Below are 15,322 nucleotides of genomic sequence, written 5' to 3'. Positions count from 1 at the left end.
CCCCCCGGGGGGCGGCGCCCCTCTGTGGCGGGGGCGGGGGCGCCGGTTTCGGCGGAGGCGGCGGTGGAGGCGGCTCCGGCTCGGTGGCCGCGACACAGCCCCCGTCGCCCGCCACGGCGACCGAGGAACTGCCGTCGCCCTGCCCGATCGAGGCCACCGCGCAGTTGTCGGCGGTCGCGGGCAGCGGTACGGCTGTCAGCCAGAGGAGTGCGGCGGCTGCCGTGAGCCGCACGATGCGTGATCCGTACACGACGGGGAGCATGGTCCACGCCGCCGGGGAACACGCGGTCCCCGCAGGTGATTCGCCTGATCGTGCGGTCAATGGGCCATTCGTGTTTGCGCGGCCGTTCCCGGCCCGCCGAATTCTTCTCGGACTTCCTTTGAACGCAACCCCGTCGACGTCCCGTACCTAGGGCCATGAACGGCGCGGTCCCGCGCCGGCATCGACATCGCTACGACGAAGCACCACGGGAGTCGACATGAACACCTGGCGCAACGCCTCGCTCGCGGTCACCGCCGCGGCTCTGTTGACGCTCACGACGGCGTGCGGTCAGGAGCAGGGGGGCACGTCGCCGAACGGCCAGGCGGTGGGCAACGCCGCCCCGGCCCAGCAGCCCGCCGAGAGCGGATACGGATCGGCCGGAGGGGGATACGGCGCCGACGCGGAGGCGGCGGAACCGAAGGAGGCCGGTCAACTCGCGGTCCAGGAGAGCAAGAAGCTCGGAAAGGTGCTCACCGACAGCGAGGGCTTCACGCTCTACCGCTTCGACAAGGACACCGCGAACCCGCCGAAGTCGAACTGCGAGGGCGAATGCGCCACGGCCTGGCCGGTGGTGGCGTCGGGCAACGCCGTCGCCGCGGCCGGCACCGACGAGGAACTGCTCGGCGAGGTCACCCGCCCCGACGGCACCAGCCAACTCACCGTCGACGGCTGGCCGATGTACCGGTACGCGAAGGACACCGCCCCCGGCCAGGTCAACGGACAGGGAGTCGGCGGCACCTGGTTCGCCGCGGCCCCCGACGGCAAGAAGGCGGAGAAGAACGCCGACAGCGAAGGGGTCGCCGAAGACGGTGGAGGGAGCGCCGAACCGGCCGACCCCGCGGGGCTTTCGGTCCGCAAGGACCCGGAACTCGGCGACATCGTGGTGGACGGCCGGGGTATGACGGTTTACCGCTTCACCAAGGACTCCGCCTGGCCGATGAAGACCGCCTGCACGGGCGAGTGCCTCAAGAAGTGGCCGGTAGTCGCCCCCATGGCGAAAAATGCTGTGGACGGTGTGACGACGAAGGGATTCGTCACCTTCGACCGCCCCGACGGCGTCAAGCAGCAGACCATCGACTGCTGGCCCATCTACACCTTCGCGGGCGACGAGAAGCCCGGCGACACCAACGGACAGGGAGTCGGCGGCACCTGGTATGCCGTTTCCCCCGATTCCAAACTCGTCGGCGCCGCCAAGTAATCACGGACCACCGCAGAACAATCGCCCAGGAGCCCCAAGTGGCCCCGAACCACCGGGAAACGGTGTCCGACGTGCCGGTCCGTCGCTGCCCGCATACGCGCAGCGACGGACCGGCCGTTGATGCCACCGGAGTGTGACCAATAACGGATCGCTAATTTCCGTTTCCACTCGCTCTCTTGGCGGCCGATCAGTAGCCTCTGGTCAACACTGACCATGAACATGGCCGGATCGCCGTGGCGAACTTGTTGGAGACATCGATGGAGCGTCCCGCCTGGGCACCGCAGGGCATAGATATTTCGGTGCCGAGCGTGTCCCGCATGTACGACTTCTATCTGGGCGGATCGCACAATTTCGAGGTGGACCGGGAAGCCGCGCGCAAGGCCATGGAGTTCCTCCCGGGCCTTCCCAAGATCATGCAGGCCAATCGCGCCTTTATGCGCCGGGCCGTCCGCTACGCCGTCGACTCGGGCATCGACCAGTTCCTGGACATCGGCTCCGGCATCCCGACCTTCGGCAACGTCCACGAGGTCGCCCAGGCCGCCGACCCGGCCGCCAAGGTGGCCTACGTCGACCACGACCCGGTCGCCGTCGCCCACAGCCAGGCCGTCCTGGAGGGCAACGACCGCGCGGTCATCGCCGCCGCCGACCTGCGCCGCCCCAAGGAGATCCTGGCGAACCCGGAGATCACCGGACTGCTCGACCTGGACCGGCCGGTGGCCCTGCTGCTCGTCGCGGTGCTCCACTTCATCGAGGACGCCGACGACCCGCGCGGCGCGGTCGCCGAACTGCGCGAGGCACTGGCCCCCGGCAGCCTGATCGTCCTGACCCACGCCTCGTACGAGGGCATCCCGCTGCCCGAGGAGGAGGCGGCCGGCACGGTCGGCGTCTACAAGAACATCCGCAACCCGCTGATCATGCGCTCGCGCGAGGAGATCGGCCGGTTCTTCGAGGGCTACGAGATGGTCGAGCCGGGACTCGTGTCGATGCCCGAATGGCGGCCCGACACCCCGCAGTCGCCGGAGCAGGAAGACCCGTACGCCTTCTCGGGCTTCGGCGGGGTCGGGCGCAAGGCGTGAGCATTCCCGCCCAGGCGTCCGGAGAGCCGGACGCGGAACCCGACGGCCCCGAGGGCCGGCTCCGCAGATTCGCCAGAATCTGGAGCCGCGCCATCTTCCCCCTGACGGCCACCTCCCACACCCGGCCCGAGTTCGAAGAGCATCTGCTGCCCCTGGCACGCGAGCTGAGCGGCATCCTGCACGCCCACCCCTTCGACGCCTCGCCCGCCCAGCGGGTCGGCGCGGCCCTGATCGAGGCGCACTGCACCGATCCGGACGCCCTCAGCTCCACGCTCGGCGTCGTCGACTCCTACCTCGTGCTGTACTGCGGCGGCAACGGACCCGGCCCGCTGTCCACCGAGGACGGCCGGGCCCGCTGCGCCCGGATCCAGCACACCCTGGCCGCCGGGTTCACCGGGGCCCTGCGGGAGCGCACCCTCGCCGAGCAGGAGGCCATCGCCCGCTCGGCGCTGACCGCCCGCTCGCACGCCGAACAGGCCCTGCACGCCACCGAGGCGCGGTTCCGCGCGGTCTTCAAGGACGCCGCCATCGGCATCGGCATCGCCGACCTGGACGGCAACATCCTGGAGATCAACGACACGCTCACCAAGATGTTCGGCGGGCTGGAACACCACGTCCGCAGCCACAAGGTGAACGAGTGGGTCCACCCCGAGGACTCGCCGCAGGTGTGGAAGTTCTACGACGAGCTGGTACGCGGCGAACGCGAGCACTACCGGGTCGAGAAGGCGTACTACCGCAACGACGGCACCGTCCTGTGGACCAACCTCACCGTCTCGCTGCTGCGCGACTCCGAGGGCCGCCCCGAGTACCAGCTCGCGCTGATGGAGGACACCACCGAGCGCCGGCTGCTCAACCTGCGGCTGCGGTACGAGGCCACCCACGACGCGCTCACCGGCCTGCCCAACCGGACCCTGTTCTTCGAGCGCCTGGAGAAGGCCCTCACCGCCCAGGAAGGCGTCCGCTTCGGCCTCTGCTACCTGGACCTCGACGGCTTCAAGGCCATCAACGACAGCCTCGGCCACGCCGCCGGCGACCGCCTCCTCGTCGAGGTCGCCGACCGGCTCCAGAGCTGCGCCACCGCGCCCGGCGAGATGGTCGCCCGGCTCGGCGGCGACGAGTTCGTGGCGCTGACCACCGGACCGGACACCGCCGAAGAGGTGCACGAACTGGCCGGCCGCATCCTGAACGCGCTCGCCACCCCGATCCGCCTCGACGGACGTGAGCTCTCCGTCCGGGGCTCGATCGGCATCGTCGAGGGGCCCTCGGGGGAGCGCAGCGCCGCCGAGGTGCTGCGCAGCGCCGACATCACGATGTACCGGGCCAAGGCGGCCGGCGGCAACCGCTTCCAGCTCGCCGACGCGGAGGCCGACGCGCGCGCCATCACCCGGCACGGGCTGACCACCTCGCTCCCGGCCGCCCTGGACCGGGGCGAGTTCTTCATCGAGTACCAGCCGCTCGTCCATCTCGGCGACGGCACGGTGCACGGCGCGGAGGCGCTCGTACGGTGGTGCCATCCGCAGCACGGAGTGCTCGGCCCCGACCGGTTCATCCCGCTCGCCGAGCACACCGGGCTCATCGTGCCGCTCGGCCGCTGGGTGCTGGAGGAGTCCGTACGGCAGGCGAACTTCTGGCAGGAGCGGCACAGCGACGGCGGCCCGCTGCGGATCAACGTCAACCTCTCGCCGACCCAGCTGCACCACCCGCGGCTGGTCGCGGAGACGGTCGACGTGCTGGAACGTTCCGGTCTGGAGCCGGGAGCGCTCTGCCTGGAGGTGACCGAGTCCGCCCTGATCGGCGCCGACGACGATCTCCTCAAGCCGCTGCGGCAGCTCGCGGAGATGGGCGTGGACATCGCGCTCGACGACTTCGGCACCGGCTACTCCAACCTGGCCAACCTGCGCCGGCTGCCGGTGAGCGTGCTCAAGCTGGACCGTTCCTTCACCCGGGGCATGCAGCAGCACCCGGCGGACCCGGTCGACCTGAAGATCGTCGAGGGCATCGTGTCGCTGGCCCACAGCCTGGAGCTGGCCGTCACGGTGGAGGGCGTGGAGACGGGCGCGCAGGCCGAGCAACTGCGCCGGATCGGCTGCGACACCGCCCAGGGCTGGTACTACGCCCGCCCCGGGGCCCCGGACCGCATCCACTCCCTGGTGCTGGCGGACGCGGTCTGAGCCGTCGCCCGGCGGGAACCGCCCGGCTGCCGGGCCTGCGTCAGCCGGGGGCCGGCCGGTGCTCCAGCAGCATCCGCTGGAGTTCGCGCGCGGCCCGGGGCGGGTCCACGTCGCTGCGGTGCGCCAGCGCGATCGTGCGCCGCAGCCCGTCCCCCGCCAGCGGAGTCCTCCGCAGGTCGTGGCCCGCCCGGGCGGCCGCCATGCTCGGCACCACGGCGATGCCGAGCCCCGCCCGTACGAAACCGAGCACCGCGTCCATCTCGCCGCCCTCGACGGTGAAGGTCGGCTCGAAGCCCTCCGCCCGGCACGCGGCGAGCGTCAGCTCCCGCAGGTTGTACCCGTGCCGGAACATCACCAGCGGCGCCCCCTCCAGGTCCGCGATCCGGATCGACCCGCCCCGCCCAGGGGGAGGCTCCGTCGCCGCGGACACCACCACCAGGTCCTCCCGCAGCAGCTCCACCGTGGTCAGCGCGGGCGAGGCGGCCGGCAGCGGCAGCACGACCAGCGCCAGGTCGAGCGCCCCCCGCGCCAGCTGACGTACGAGGTCGTGCGAGCCGCCCTCCTCCAGCAGCAGCCGCACCCCCGGATGCCGGTCGTGGAAGGCGCGCAGCATGTCCGGCAGCAGCCCGGTGCACAGGCTTGGCGTCGCCCCGAGCCGCACCCGGCCGCTGCGCAGCGAGACCAGCTCCTGGACCTCGTGGCGCGCCGTCTCCGCGTCGGCGAGGATCCGCCGGGCCAGTGGCAGCAGCGCCTCGCCCGCGTCCGTCAGGGCGATGTTGCCCCGGGCCCGGCTGAACAGATCCGCGCCCAGCTCCGCCTCCAGCGCCCGGATCTGCTGGGAGAGCGAGGGCTGCGAGACGTGCACCGCCTCGGCGGCCCGGGTGAAGTGCCGGGCCTCGGCGACGGCCACGAAGTAGGTGAGCTGCTGGAAATGCATAAGCCGACGATAGCCTCTGCCGATAGGCAACACCTATGGAGATGAGCCACTCCATGTCTTGGACTAATCGGGACATCACCCCTACCGTCGTGTCCATGGCATTGGCAACGCGGACGGACCGACGGCCGTCGATGACGCGTACGCTCTGGGACTCGACCGTCGGCAAGAAAACGATCATGGCCGTGAGCGGCCTGATCATGCTCGGATATCTCGTCGCGCACATGGTGGGCAACCTGAAGATCTTCTTCGGGCCCGGTGAGTTCGACGGGTACGCCCACTGGCTGCGGACCATGGGCGAACCGGTCCTGCACTACGAGTGGGCGCTGTGGATCGTCCGCGTGGGCCTCGTCGCCGCCGTCGTGCTGCACGGCGTCTCGGCGTACCAGCTCAGCCGCCGCGACATCAAGGCGCGCCCCGCCAAGTACGTTCACAAGAAGCCCCGCGCGAGCTACGCCACCCGGACCATGCGGTGGGGCGGCATCATCCTCGCGCTCTTCATCGTCTGGCACATCCTCGACCTGACGACCGGCACCGTGCACACGAGCTTCGAGGCCGGACACCCCTACCAGAACGTCATCGACACCTTCTCGACCTGGTACGGGAACGTCATCTACATCGTCGCCGTGCTCGCCATGGGCCTGCACGTCCAGCACGGCTTCTGGAGCGCCGCGCAGACGCTCGGCGTCGGCAACGCGACCCGCGACCGCATCCTGAAGACCCTCGCCAACCTCCTCGCGGCGGTGCTGACCCTGGGCTTCATCTCCGTCCCCGTCGCCGTCATGACCGGAGTGGTGAGCTGACATGCCCGACTACACGCAGTACCGCACGGGCGAACCCGCCGTCGACACGAAGGCCCCCGAGGGCCCCGTCAACGAACGCTGGGACACCCGCCGCTTCCAAGCCAAACTCGTGAACCCCGCCAACCGGCGCAAACACACGGTCATCGTCGTCGGCACCGGCCTGGCCGGCGGCGCGGCCGGGGCCACGCTCGCCGAACAGGGCTACCACGTCGTCCAGTTCTGCTTCCAGGACTCGCCCCGGCGCGCCCACTCGGTCGCCGCCCAGGGCGGCATCAACGCCGCGAAGAACTACCGCAACGACGGCGACTCCATCCACCGGCTGTTCTACGACACCGTCAAAGGCGGTGACTTCCGCGCCCGGGAGTCCAACGTCCACCGGCTCGCGCAGATCTCGGTGGAGATCATCGACCAGTGCGTCGCCCAGGGCGTCCCCTTCGCCCGCGAGTACGGCGGCCTCCTCGACAACCGCTCCTTCGGCGGCGTCCAGGTCTCCCGTACGTTCTACGCGCGCGGCCAGACCGGGCAGCAGCTCCTCCTCGGCGCCTACCAGGCGCTCTCCCGGCAGATCGCCACGGGCGGCGTCGAACTCCACGCCCGCACCGAGATGCTGGACCTGATCGTGGTCGACGGAAAGGCGCGCGGCATCGTCGCCCGCGACCTGGTCACCGGGAAGATCGACACCTACTTCGCCGACGCGGTCGTCCTGGCCACCGGCGGCTACGGCAACGTCTTCTACCTGTCGACCAACGCCATGAACTCCAACGCCACCGCCATCTGGCGGGCCCACCGGCGCGGCGCGTACATGGCCAACCCCTGCTTCACCCAGATCCACCCCACCTGCATCCCGCGCACCGGCGACCACCAGTCGAAGCTGACGCTGATGAGCGAGTCGCTGCGCAACGACGGCCGCATCTGGGTTCCCAAGGCCGAGGGCGACACCCGCCCCGCCAACCAGATCCCCGAGGACGAGCGCGACTACTACCTGGAGCGCATCTACCCCGCCTTCGGCAACCTGGTGCCCCGCGACATCGCCTCCCGCGCCGCCAAGAACGTCTGCGACGAGGGGCGCGGCGTCGGCCCCGGCGGGCAGGGGGTCTACCTGGACTTCGCCGAGGCCATCCAGCGCATGGGCCGCAAGGCCGTCGAGGCCAAGTACGGCAACCTCTTCGACATGTACCAGCGGATCACCGACGAGGACCCCTACACGGTCCCCATGCGGATCTATCCCGCCGTGCACTACACGATGGGCGGCCTCTGGGTCGACTACGACCTCCAGACCACCATCCCCGGCCTCTTCGCCATCGGCGAGGCCAACTTCTCCGACCACGGGGCCAACCGGCTCGGGGCCTCCGCCCTGATGCAGGGCCTCGCCGACGGCTACTTCGTCCTGCCGTCCACCATCAACGACTACCTCGCCCGCAACCCGCACACCGAGCAGGTCGACGCCGAACATCCAGCCGTCGCCGAGGTGGTGGCGGAGACCGAGGACCGCATCAACCTGCTGCTCTCCGTCGACGGCGACCGCACCCCCGACTCCTTCCACCGTGAGATCGGTGAACTCATGTGGGAGTTCTGCGGGATGGCCCGCACCGAGGACGGCCTGCGCAAGGCGCTCGCGAAAATCCCGGAGATCCGCGAGGAGTTCTGGCGGCGCATCAAGGTCCCCGGCACCGGCGAACAGTTCAACCAGTCGCTGGAGAAGGCGAACCGCATCGTCGACTACCTGGAGCTCGCCGAGCTCATGTGCCTCGACGCCCTGCACCGCGCCGAGTCCTGCGGCGGCCACTTCCGCGAGGAGTCCCAGACCCCGGACGGCGAGGCCGAACGGCGCGACGAGGAGTTCTCCTACGCCGCCGCCTGGGAGTTCACCGTCACCGGCGGCGCCCCCGTCCTGCACAAGGAAGACCTCGTCTTCGAGTACGTCCACCCCACCCAGCGGAGCTACGCATGAAGCTCACCCTGCGCGTCTGGCGTCAGCGCAACGCCGAAGAGCCCGGCGCCATGGCCACCTACGAAGTCGACAACATCTCGCAGGACATGTCGTTCCTGGAGATGCTCGACACCCTCAACGAGGAACTCACCCTCACCGGGGAAGAGCCCGTCGCCTTCGACCACGACTGCCGCGAGGGCATCTGCGGCGCGTGCAGCCTCGTCATCAACGGCGACGCCCACGGCCCGGAGCGCACCACCACCTGCCAGCTCCACATGCGGTCCTTCTCCGACGGCGACACGATCGACATCGAGCCCTGGCGGGCCTCCGCCTTCCCGGTCATCAAGGACCTGGTCGTCGACCGCTCCTCGTTCGACCGGATCATCCAGTCCGGCGGCTACATCTCCGCCCCGACCGGCACCGCACCGGACGCCCACGCCACCCCGGTGCCCAAGCCGGACGCCGACTTCGCCTTCGAGCACGCCGAGTGCATCGGCTGCGGAGCCTGCGTCGCCGCCTGTCCCAACGGCTCGGCGATGCTGTTCACCTCGGCCAAGGTCAACCACCTCAACGTCCTGCCGCAGGGCGCCCCCGAGCGTGAGACCCGGGTCCTGGACATGGTCGCCCAGATGGACGAGGAGGGCTTCGGCGGCTGCACCCTGACCGGCGAATGCGCGACCGCCTGTCCGAAGGGCATCCCGCTGCCGTCGATCGCCGCGATGAACAAGGAGTGGCTGCGGGCGACCCGCAAAGTCCGCCGCTGACGAGGGAGTCGATCCTGTACGGACTCGGGTTCACGCCCGGGGCCGTACGGGATCGACTCCGCGCGTGCTCAGCGCCGCAGCGCCTTCGCCAGATACGGGGCCGTACGGCTCCCGGCGCTACGCGCCACCTCGGCCGGGGTGCCGGACGCGACGATCCGACCGCCCCGGTCCCCGCCCTCGGGGCCCAGGTCGATCACCTGGTCCGCGCCCGCCACCACGGCCATGTCGTGCTCCACGACCACCACCGTGTTCCCGCCGTCGACCAGCGCGTGCAACTGCCGCATCAGCACCTCCACATCGGCCGGATGCAGCCCCGTCGTCGGCTCGTCCAGCAGATACAGCGTGTGCCCGCGCCGGGTGCGCTGGAGTTCCGACGCCAGCTTGATGCGCTGCGCCTCGCCACCGGACAGCTCGGTGGCGGGCTGGCCGAGCCGCAGATAGCCGAGTCCCACGTCCAGCAGGGTGGTCAGCGCGCGCTCGACGGCCGGCGTCCCGGCGAAGAACTCGGCGGCCGACTCCACGGTGAGATCCAGGACCTGAGCGACCGTCAGTCCGTCCAGGGTGACGTCCAGGGTCTCCGGGTTGTAGCGCGCACCGTGGCAGTCCGGGCAGGGCGCGTAGGTGCTGGGCAGGAACAGCAGCTCCACCGAGACGAAGCCCTCGCCCTGGCAGGTCTCGCACCGCCCGCCGCTCACGTTGAAGGAGAACCTCCCCGCGCCGTAGCCGCGCTCCCGCGCCTTCTCCGTCCGCGCGAACAGCTTCCGTACGCCGTCGAACAGGCCGGTGTACGTGGCCAGATTGGACCGCGGCGTCCGGCCGATGGGCTTCTGGTCGACCTGGACGAGCCGGTCCACCGCCTCCAGGCCGGTGGCCGCCCGGCAGTACCGCTCGCCCGGCCCCGGCTCCTCGCCCGCCTGCTGGTCCGCGAGCACCCCGGCGAGCACCTGGCCGACCAGGGTCGACTTGCCCGAGCCGGACACCCCGGTCACCGCCGTGAACACCCCGAGCGGGAACGCCGCGTCGACGCCGCGCACATTGTGCCGCTCCACCCCGGTGAGCCGGATCCACCCGGACGGCGTGCGCGGCTCCCGCACCGGCGCGGGCCCCTCCTCGAACAGGAACCGCCGCGTCGCCGACTCCGGCACCTGGGCGAGTCCTTCGGGCGGCCCGCTGTGCAGCACCCGCCCACCGTGCTCCCCGGCCAGCGGGCCCACGTCCACCAGCCAGTCCGCCCGCCGCACCACGTCCATCTGGTGCTCCACCACGAAGACCGAGTTCCCGGCCTCCTTCAGCCGGCTCAGGACTTCGAGCAGCGCCTCCGTGTCCGCCGGATGCAGCCCGGCCGACGGCTCGTCCAGCACATAGACGACACCGAAGAGCCCCGACCGCAACTGCGTGGCCAGCCGCAGCCGTTGCAGCTCACCGGAGGACAGGGTCGGGGCCGTGCGGTCCAGGCTCAGATAGCCGAGCCCCAGCTCCGTCACCGTCCCGATCCGCGCCAGCAGACCGCCCGTCAGCACCCGGGCCGTCTCCTCGCCGTGGGCCCCGGCCTCCGCCAGCACCTCGGCCAGCACGGACAGCGGCAGCCCGGCCAGCTCCGCGATGGTCCGCCCGGCGAACGTCACCGCCATCGCCTCGGGCCGCAGCCGGCTCCCGCCGCACACCGGGCACGGGGCACTCGTCAGGAAGCGCTCCGCCTTGGCCCGCAGCGACCGGCTCTTGGTGTCGGCGAAGGTGTGCAGCACATAACGCCGGGCGCTCATGTACGTGCCCTGGTAAGGGCGTTGGATGCGCCCCGCGTCCCGCACCGGATGCACCGTCACCACCGGCTGCTCGTCGGTGAACAGGATCCACTCCCGGTCCTTCGCCGACAGCTCGCGCCACGGCCGGTCGACGTCGTACCCCAGTGCATCCAGCACATCCCGCAGATTCTTCCCCTGCCACGCACCCGGCCAGGCGGCGATCGCCCCCTCCCGGATCGACAGCGAGGGATCGGGGACGAGCAGCTCCTCGTCCGTGCTGTGGATCCGCCCCAGACCGTGGCAGGCCGGGCACGCCCCGACAGCCGTGTTGGGGGAGAAGGAGTCGGAGTCCAGCCGCTCGGCCCCCGGCGGATAGTCCCCCGTACGGGAGAAGAGCATCCGCAGCGAATTGGAGAGCGTGGTCACCGTCCCGACGGACGACCGGGACCCCGGGGCGGAGCGCCGCTGCTCCAGCGAGACGGCGGGCGGCAGCCCGGTGATCTCCCCGACCGCCGGGGCGCCCACCTGATGGATCAGCCGCCGGGCGTACGGGGCGACCGACTCGAAGTAGCGGCGCTGCGCCTCCGCGTAGATGGTCCCGAAGGCCAGCGAGGACTTCCCCGACCCCGACACGCCCGTGAAGACGGTGAGCGTGTCGCGCGGGATGTCGACCCGGACGTTCTTGAGGTTGTGCTCGCGGGCGCCGCGCACCCGGACGTACGGATCGTGGGGGGAGGACATGGGGCTCGGCTCCGTACGGGTGGGGTGCTGACGCCTGGACCTGAAGGGACAAACAGTTCGATTCTAGGCGTCAGGGGCGGTGGCGGCCGCCCGGGACGGGACAGCGAGCCTCACGGGCGCCGGCCCGGGCGGGCGGGCGATCCGGGCGAGCCGCCGCAGCGAGTCCACCAGCCCTTCGCGGTCGTACGTGCTGGTCGTGACGAGCACCTCGTCCGCCCCGGTCTCCCCGATCGCCCGCTCCAGCTGGGCGGTCACCTGGTCCTCGGTGCCGTGGATGTGGCCGTCGAGCCCCCGCTCGTACAGCGACCGCTCCTTGGCCGTCATGGTGAGCGCCTCGACGCGTCCGGCCGGGGCCAGCGGTGGAAAGTCCCCGTGCGTACGGGAGTACGCCATGGCCCACGCCTCCGGTACGAGCAGCCGGCGGGCCGCTTCCTCGGTGCCCGCGACGGCCACCGTGCCCGCGACGATCACCTCGGGCTGCTCGGCGCGGGCGGAGGGGCGGAAGTCGCGGCGGTAGACCTCGATGGCGCGCAGTACCTTCTCCCGGCCGCGCAGATCGCCGATGACGAGGGGGAGCCCGGCGGCCGCGGCGACCGACGCGCCCTCGCCGATCGCCAGGACGTACGCGGGGATGCGCAAGCCCTCCGCCGGGTGGGCGTGCACCCGGGGGTGGGCCTGCTGGGTGCCGTCGATCCAGCCGAGCAGTTCGGCCAGGCGTCCGGGGAAGTCCTCGGCGTCCTCCTTGCCGTGGCCGAGCGCCCGGCGCACGCCGTCGGTGAAGCCCACGGAGCGGCCGAGCCCCATGTCGATCCGGCCGGGGAAGAGGGAGGCGAGGACCCCGAACTGCTCGGCGACGACCAGCGGCCGGTGATTGGGCAGCATCACTCCGCCGGTGCCGACCCGGATGGTGGAGGTCGCGGCGGCGACGGCGGCCGTCAGCACCGTCGGCGCCGACCCCGCGACGCCCGGCACTCCGTGGTGCTCCGAGACCCAGAAGCGGTGGAAGCCGAGCGCCTCCGCCTCCCGGGCCAGATCCACGGTGTCGCGCAGCGCCCGGGGGCCGTCGTGCCCCTCACGGGTGCGGGAACGGTCCAGGACGGAGAAGCGGGTCGACGCGATCACAGAGCTCACGCCCTCTTCAACGCGCTCGTTCCCCAGGGATTCCCGAGGTGCTTCCTCAGCTGTTCCTAAGCTGGGGGAGTGAGTGACGACGCACGGCCGCTGGCCGTATTCGACCTGGACAACACGCTCGCGGGCACCGCCCACCGGCAGCACTTCCTGGAGGGCGCCAAGCACGACTGGGCCGGCTTCTTCGCCGCGGCCGTGGACGACCCGCCGCTCCCGGAGGGCGTACGGATGGTGCACGCGAGCGCCGAGGAGTGCCGGATCGTCTATCTGACCGGACGCCCCGAGCGGTGCCGCCGCGACACCGTGCGCTGGCTGAGCAGCCAGGGACTGCCCGAGGGCACGCTGCTCATGCGGCGCAACGACGACCGCCGCCCCGCCCGCCGGACGAAGCTGGACATCCTCCGGCGGCTGGGGCGGACGGGGCAGGTGCGCATGCTCGTGGACGACGACGAACTGGTCTGTGATGCGGCCGAGGTGGCCGGATTTACTGTGGTGCGGGCCCGTTGGGCCGATCCGTCGGATGCGCTGAAGGATGCCCAGGAGCGCGAGGGGCGTACCTGATCAGCTGTTTTCGTCGAGCCGAAAGCCCACCTTCAGGCCGACCTGGTAGTGCGCGATTCGGCCATCTTCGATATGGCCGCGAACTTGATTAATCTCGAACCAATCGAGATTGTGCAACGTTTCCGCCGCTCTTGCGACGCCGTTCCGAATCGCCGCGTCGACGCCCTCGTCGGAGGTTCCTACGATCTCGGTGACCCGATAGGTGTGGTTCGCCATTGTTTGTCTCCTCTCCTGTGACCACGGTGCCCCAATCCGGGGCGTCCCGCGAGGGGGAGGGTGGGGTGAATCGGAGCAGGCATCCGCCTTGACCTACCCATTGGTCCATACCAAAATTCAGCCAACCACCCGTGCGAGCGCCGCCCGCAATCCCCCCACACCGGGTCCGATTTCGTTGTGCCGTTTCGCAGAAGGTGACCACGTGAAGAACCGCATACTGGCTGGAGCCATCGCGCTTGTCTCGACCGTCGCGCTCGGTGGGTGCGGCTACATATCGGGCTCGGGCGGCGGTGACCGCACAGTGACGGTCTGGCTGATGAAGGACAGCGTCTCGCCCGGCTTCCTGGACAAGTTCACCCGCTCCTACGAGGAGGAGAACCCCTCGATCGAGCTGGACTTCCAGATCCAGGAGTGGAGCGGCATCGGCCCCAAGGTCATCTCCGCGCTGGAGGGCGACGACGCCCCGGACGTGATCGAGGTCGGAAACACGCAGGTCGCGCAGTACGCGGAGAGCGGCGGCCTGCGGGATCTGACCCTCGAATCGATGCGCGACCTGGGCAGCGAGGACTGGCTGCCCGGCCTGGCCCAGCCCGGCAGCATCAACGGCGTGCAGTACGGCATCCCCTGGTACGCGGCGAACCGGGTGGTGATCTACAACAAGGAGATCTTCGAGGGAGCGGGCATCGACTCCGTCCCGAAGACGCGCACCGAGTGGATCGCCGCAACCGAGAAGCTCAACAACGCCGGGAACCAAGGCATTTACCTGGCCGGCCAGAACTGGTACGTACTCGCCGGATTCATCTGGGACGAGGGCGGCGAGCTCGCCGACGAGAACGGCGGCGACTGGCAGGGCGCGCTGGACACCCCGGAAGCCCTGGCGGGCATGGAGTTCTACCAGAAACTCCAGGCGCTCGGCGACGGCCCCAAGGACGCCGACGAGGAGAAGCCCCCGCAGACCGACGTATTCGCCGGGGGAGACGTCGCCCAGATCATCTCGGTGCCGGGCAGCGCCGCGCTCATCGAGCAGAAGAATCCCGAACTCAAGGGAAAGCTGGGCTACTTCCCGATTCCCGGCAAGACCGCGAAGGCACCCGGTTCGGTATTCACCGGCGGCTCCGACCTCATCGTCCCGAAGAACGCCGACGAGCGCAGCGCCGGCATCGCCGTCGTCAAGGCGCTGGCGAGCGAGAAGTGGCAGACGGAGCTTGCCCGGAGCATGAGTTACGTTCCCAACAAGCCGAAACTCGCCCATGTCATCGAGGGCGACGAAGGCACCGCGGCGATGGCCGAAGGCGCCACCCGCGGCCGCGCCACCCCCAACTCGTCGCAGTGGGCCAGGGTCGAGGCGGAGAACCCGATCAAGCCCTACATGACGGCCGTGCTCCAGGGCGGCGACCCGGCCCTGGAGGCCAGGACCGCCTCCGAGCGCATCACGGCCATGCTCACGGGCAGCGGCTGAGCCCACGCCCGGGGGCGGCGGACGGCGGTTGGGGATCCCGGGTGGCGGCCCGGCGAACCCTCCGTCCCTGGGATTCAGCCGTCGCACATCCGCGCTCCCCACGGCGGTCACGTCGAATCCAGCCGGTGACGGGAGAAGTAGGGGGTCGGTGCGTCGCACCCGCGACGGCCCGGCCCCTGACTCCCGTCCCCGGAGACCGCCATGACCGTGCTGCCCGTCGCCCCGCACCTCGCCGCTCCCGCTCCGCGCCCCGCTGGTCCCGCCTTCGCCCCGGCCCGCGCCTCCGCCCCGGCCCCTGTCCCCACCCCGGCTCCTGCCTCCGTCCCCCCACCCGCTT

General features: G+C 70.8%; 13 protein-coding genes. 8 read left to right on the top strand and 5 right to left on the bottom strand.

Features of this window, described 5'->3' with window-relative positions:
• On the bottom strand, positions 1–250 hold a 250-nt coding region (locus JS521_RS26015; RefSeq protein WP_205085410.1), incomplete at its 3' end, for a hypothetical protein.
• Between the two features lie 229 nt (positions 251–479).
• Here JS521_RS26015 and JS521_RS26010 point away from each other — a divergent pair.
• The 3 genes from JS521_RS26010 to JS521_RS26000 all read left to right on the top strand — a co-directional run bounded on the left by JS521_RS26010 (position 480) and on the right by JS521_RS26000 (position 4,707).
• Positions 480–1,460: an SCO0930 family lipoprotein gene (locus JS521_RS26010; RefSeq protein ID WP_205085409.1), complete on the top strand. Its 981-nt coding sequence runs from the start codon at positions 480–482 to the stop codon at positions 1,458–1,460.
• A gap of 257 nt (positions 1,461–1,717) precedes the next feature.
• Complete coding sequence (locus JS521_RS26005; protein ID WP_205085408.1) at positions 1,718–2,536, top strand: SAM-dependent methyltransferase; 819 nt, start codon at positions 1,718–1,720, stop codon at positions 2,534–2,536.
• Positions 2,533–4,707: a putative bifunctional diguanylate cyclase/phosphodiesterase gene (locus JS521_RS26000; protein WP_205085407.1), complete on the top strand. Its 2,175-nt coding sequence runs from the start codon at positions 2,533–2,535 to the stop codon at positions 4,705–4,707. The genes JS521_RS26005 and JS521_RS26000 overlap by 4 nt, the downstream gene beginning before the upstream one ends.
• Before the next feature lie 40 nt (positions 4,708–4,747).
• Here the strand turns inward: JS521_RS26000 and JS521_RS25995 are convergent, their stop codons facing one another.
• Complete coding sequence (locus tag JS521_RS25995; RefSeq protein ID WP_205085406.1) at positions 4,748–5,644, bottom strand: LysR family transcriptional regulator; 897 nt, start codon at positions 5,642–5,644, stop codon at positions 4,748–4,750.
• Positions 5,645–5,775: 131 nt separating this feature from the next.
• On the opposite strand from JS521_RS25995, the gene JS521_RS25990 reads away from it, so the two are divergent.
• Genes JS521_RS25990 through JS521_RS25980 form a run of 3 tightly spaced genes read left to right on the top strand, consistent with a single transcriptional unit; the run spans position 5,776 to position 9,138 of the window.
• Positions 5,776–6,444 (top strand): succinate dehydrogenase, encoded by a 669-nt coding sequence (locus tag JS521_RS25990; RefSeq protein ID WP_205085411.1) that lies wholly within the window; start codon positions 5,776–5,778, stop codon positions 6,442–6,444.
• A 1-nt stretch (position 6,445) separates the two neighbouring features.
• The gene (locus JS521_RS25985) at positions 6,446–8,395 is read left to right on the top strand and encodes a fumarate reductase/succinate dehydrogenase flavoprotein subunit (RefSeq protein ID WP_205085405.1); all 1,950 of its coding nucleotides are present in this window, start codon (positions 6,446–6,448) and stop codon (positions 8,393–8,395) included.
• Positions 8,392–9,138 carry a succinate dehydrogenase/fumarate reductase iron-sulfur subunit gene (locus JS521_RS25980; RefSeq protein ID WP_205085404.1) on the top strand — a complete coding sequence of 249 codons (747 nt, stop codon included), beginning with the start codon at positions 8,392–8,394 and terminating at the stop codon, positions 9,136–9,138. The genes JS521_RS25985 and JS521_RS25980 overlap by 4 nt, the downstream gene beginning before the upstream one ends.
• A gap of 68 nt (positions 9,139–9,206) precedes the next feature.
• On the opposite strand, the gene uvrA is transcribed toward JS521_RS25980, so the two are convergent.
• Together uvrA and JS521_RS25970 are read right to left on the bottom strand one after the other, a co-directional pair.
• Positions 9,207–11,621, bottom strand: coding sequence for an excinuclease ABC subunit UvrA (uvrA, locus tag JS521_RS25975; RefSeq protein ID WP_205085403.1), 2,415 nt, complete (start codon positions 11,619–11,621; stop codon positions 9,207–9,209).
• Between the two features lie 63 nt (positions 11,622–11,684).
• A complete protein-coding gene (locus JS521_RS25970; RefSeq protein ID WP_372448618.1) occupies positions 11,685–12,743 on the bottom strand; it encodes an MsnO8 family LLM class oxidoreductase in 1,059 nt (352 codons plus the stop codon).
• Between the two features lie 78 nt (positions 12,744–12,821).
• On the opposite strand from JS521_RS25970, the gene JS521_RS25965 reads away from it, so the two are divergent.
• Complete coding sequence (locus tag JS521_RS25965) at positions 12,822–13,310, top strand: phosphatase domain-containing protein (RefSeq protein ID WP_205085402.1); 489 nt, start codon at positions 12,822–12,824, stop codon at positions 13,308–13,310.
• Here the strand turns inward: JS521_RS25965 and JS521_RS25960 are convergent, their stop codons facing one another.
• Positions 13,311–13,526, bottom strand: a complete 216-nt coding sequence (locus JS521_RS25960; RefSeq protein WP_010058938.1) for a dodecin — start codon at positions 13,524–13,526, stop codon at positions 13,311–13,313. It lies immediately after the preceding gene.
• Between the two features lie 202 nt (positions 13,527–13,728).
• Here JS521_RS25960 and JS521_RS25955 point away from each other — a divergent pair, with 202 nt between their 5' ends.
• Positions 13,729–14,985, top strand: coding sequence for an extracellular solute-binding protein (locus JS521_RS25955; protein WP_205085401.1), 1,257 nt, complete (start codon positions 13,729–13,731; stop codon positions 14,983–14,985).
• Positions 14,986–15,322 lie beyond the last annotated feature (337 nt).

The organism is Streptomyces durocortorensis, assembly GCF_016901035.1.
Classification (GTDB): Bacteria; Actinomycetota; Actinomycetes; order Streptomycetales; family Streptomycetaceae; genus Streptomyces; species Streptomyces durocortorensis.
The sequence above is the reverse complement of the archived record's forward strand: the minus strand, read 5'-3'. Positions and strand labels throughout refer to the sequence as shown.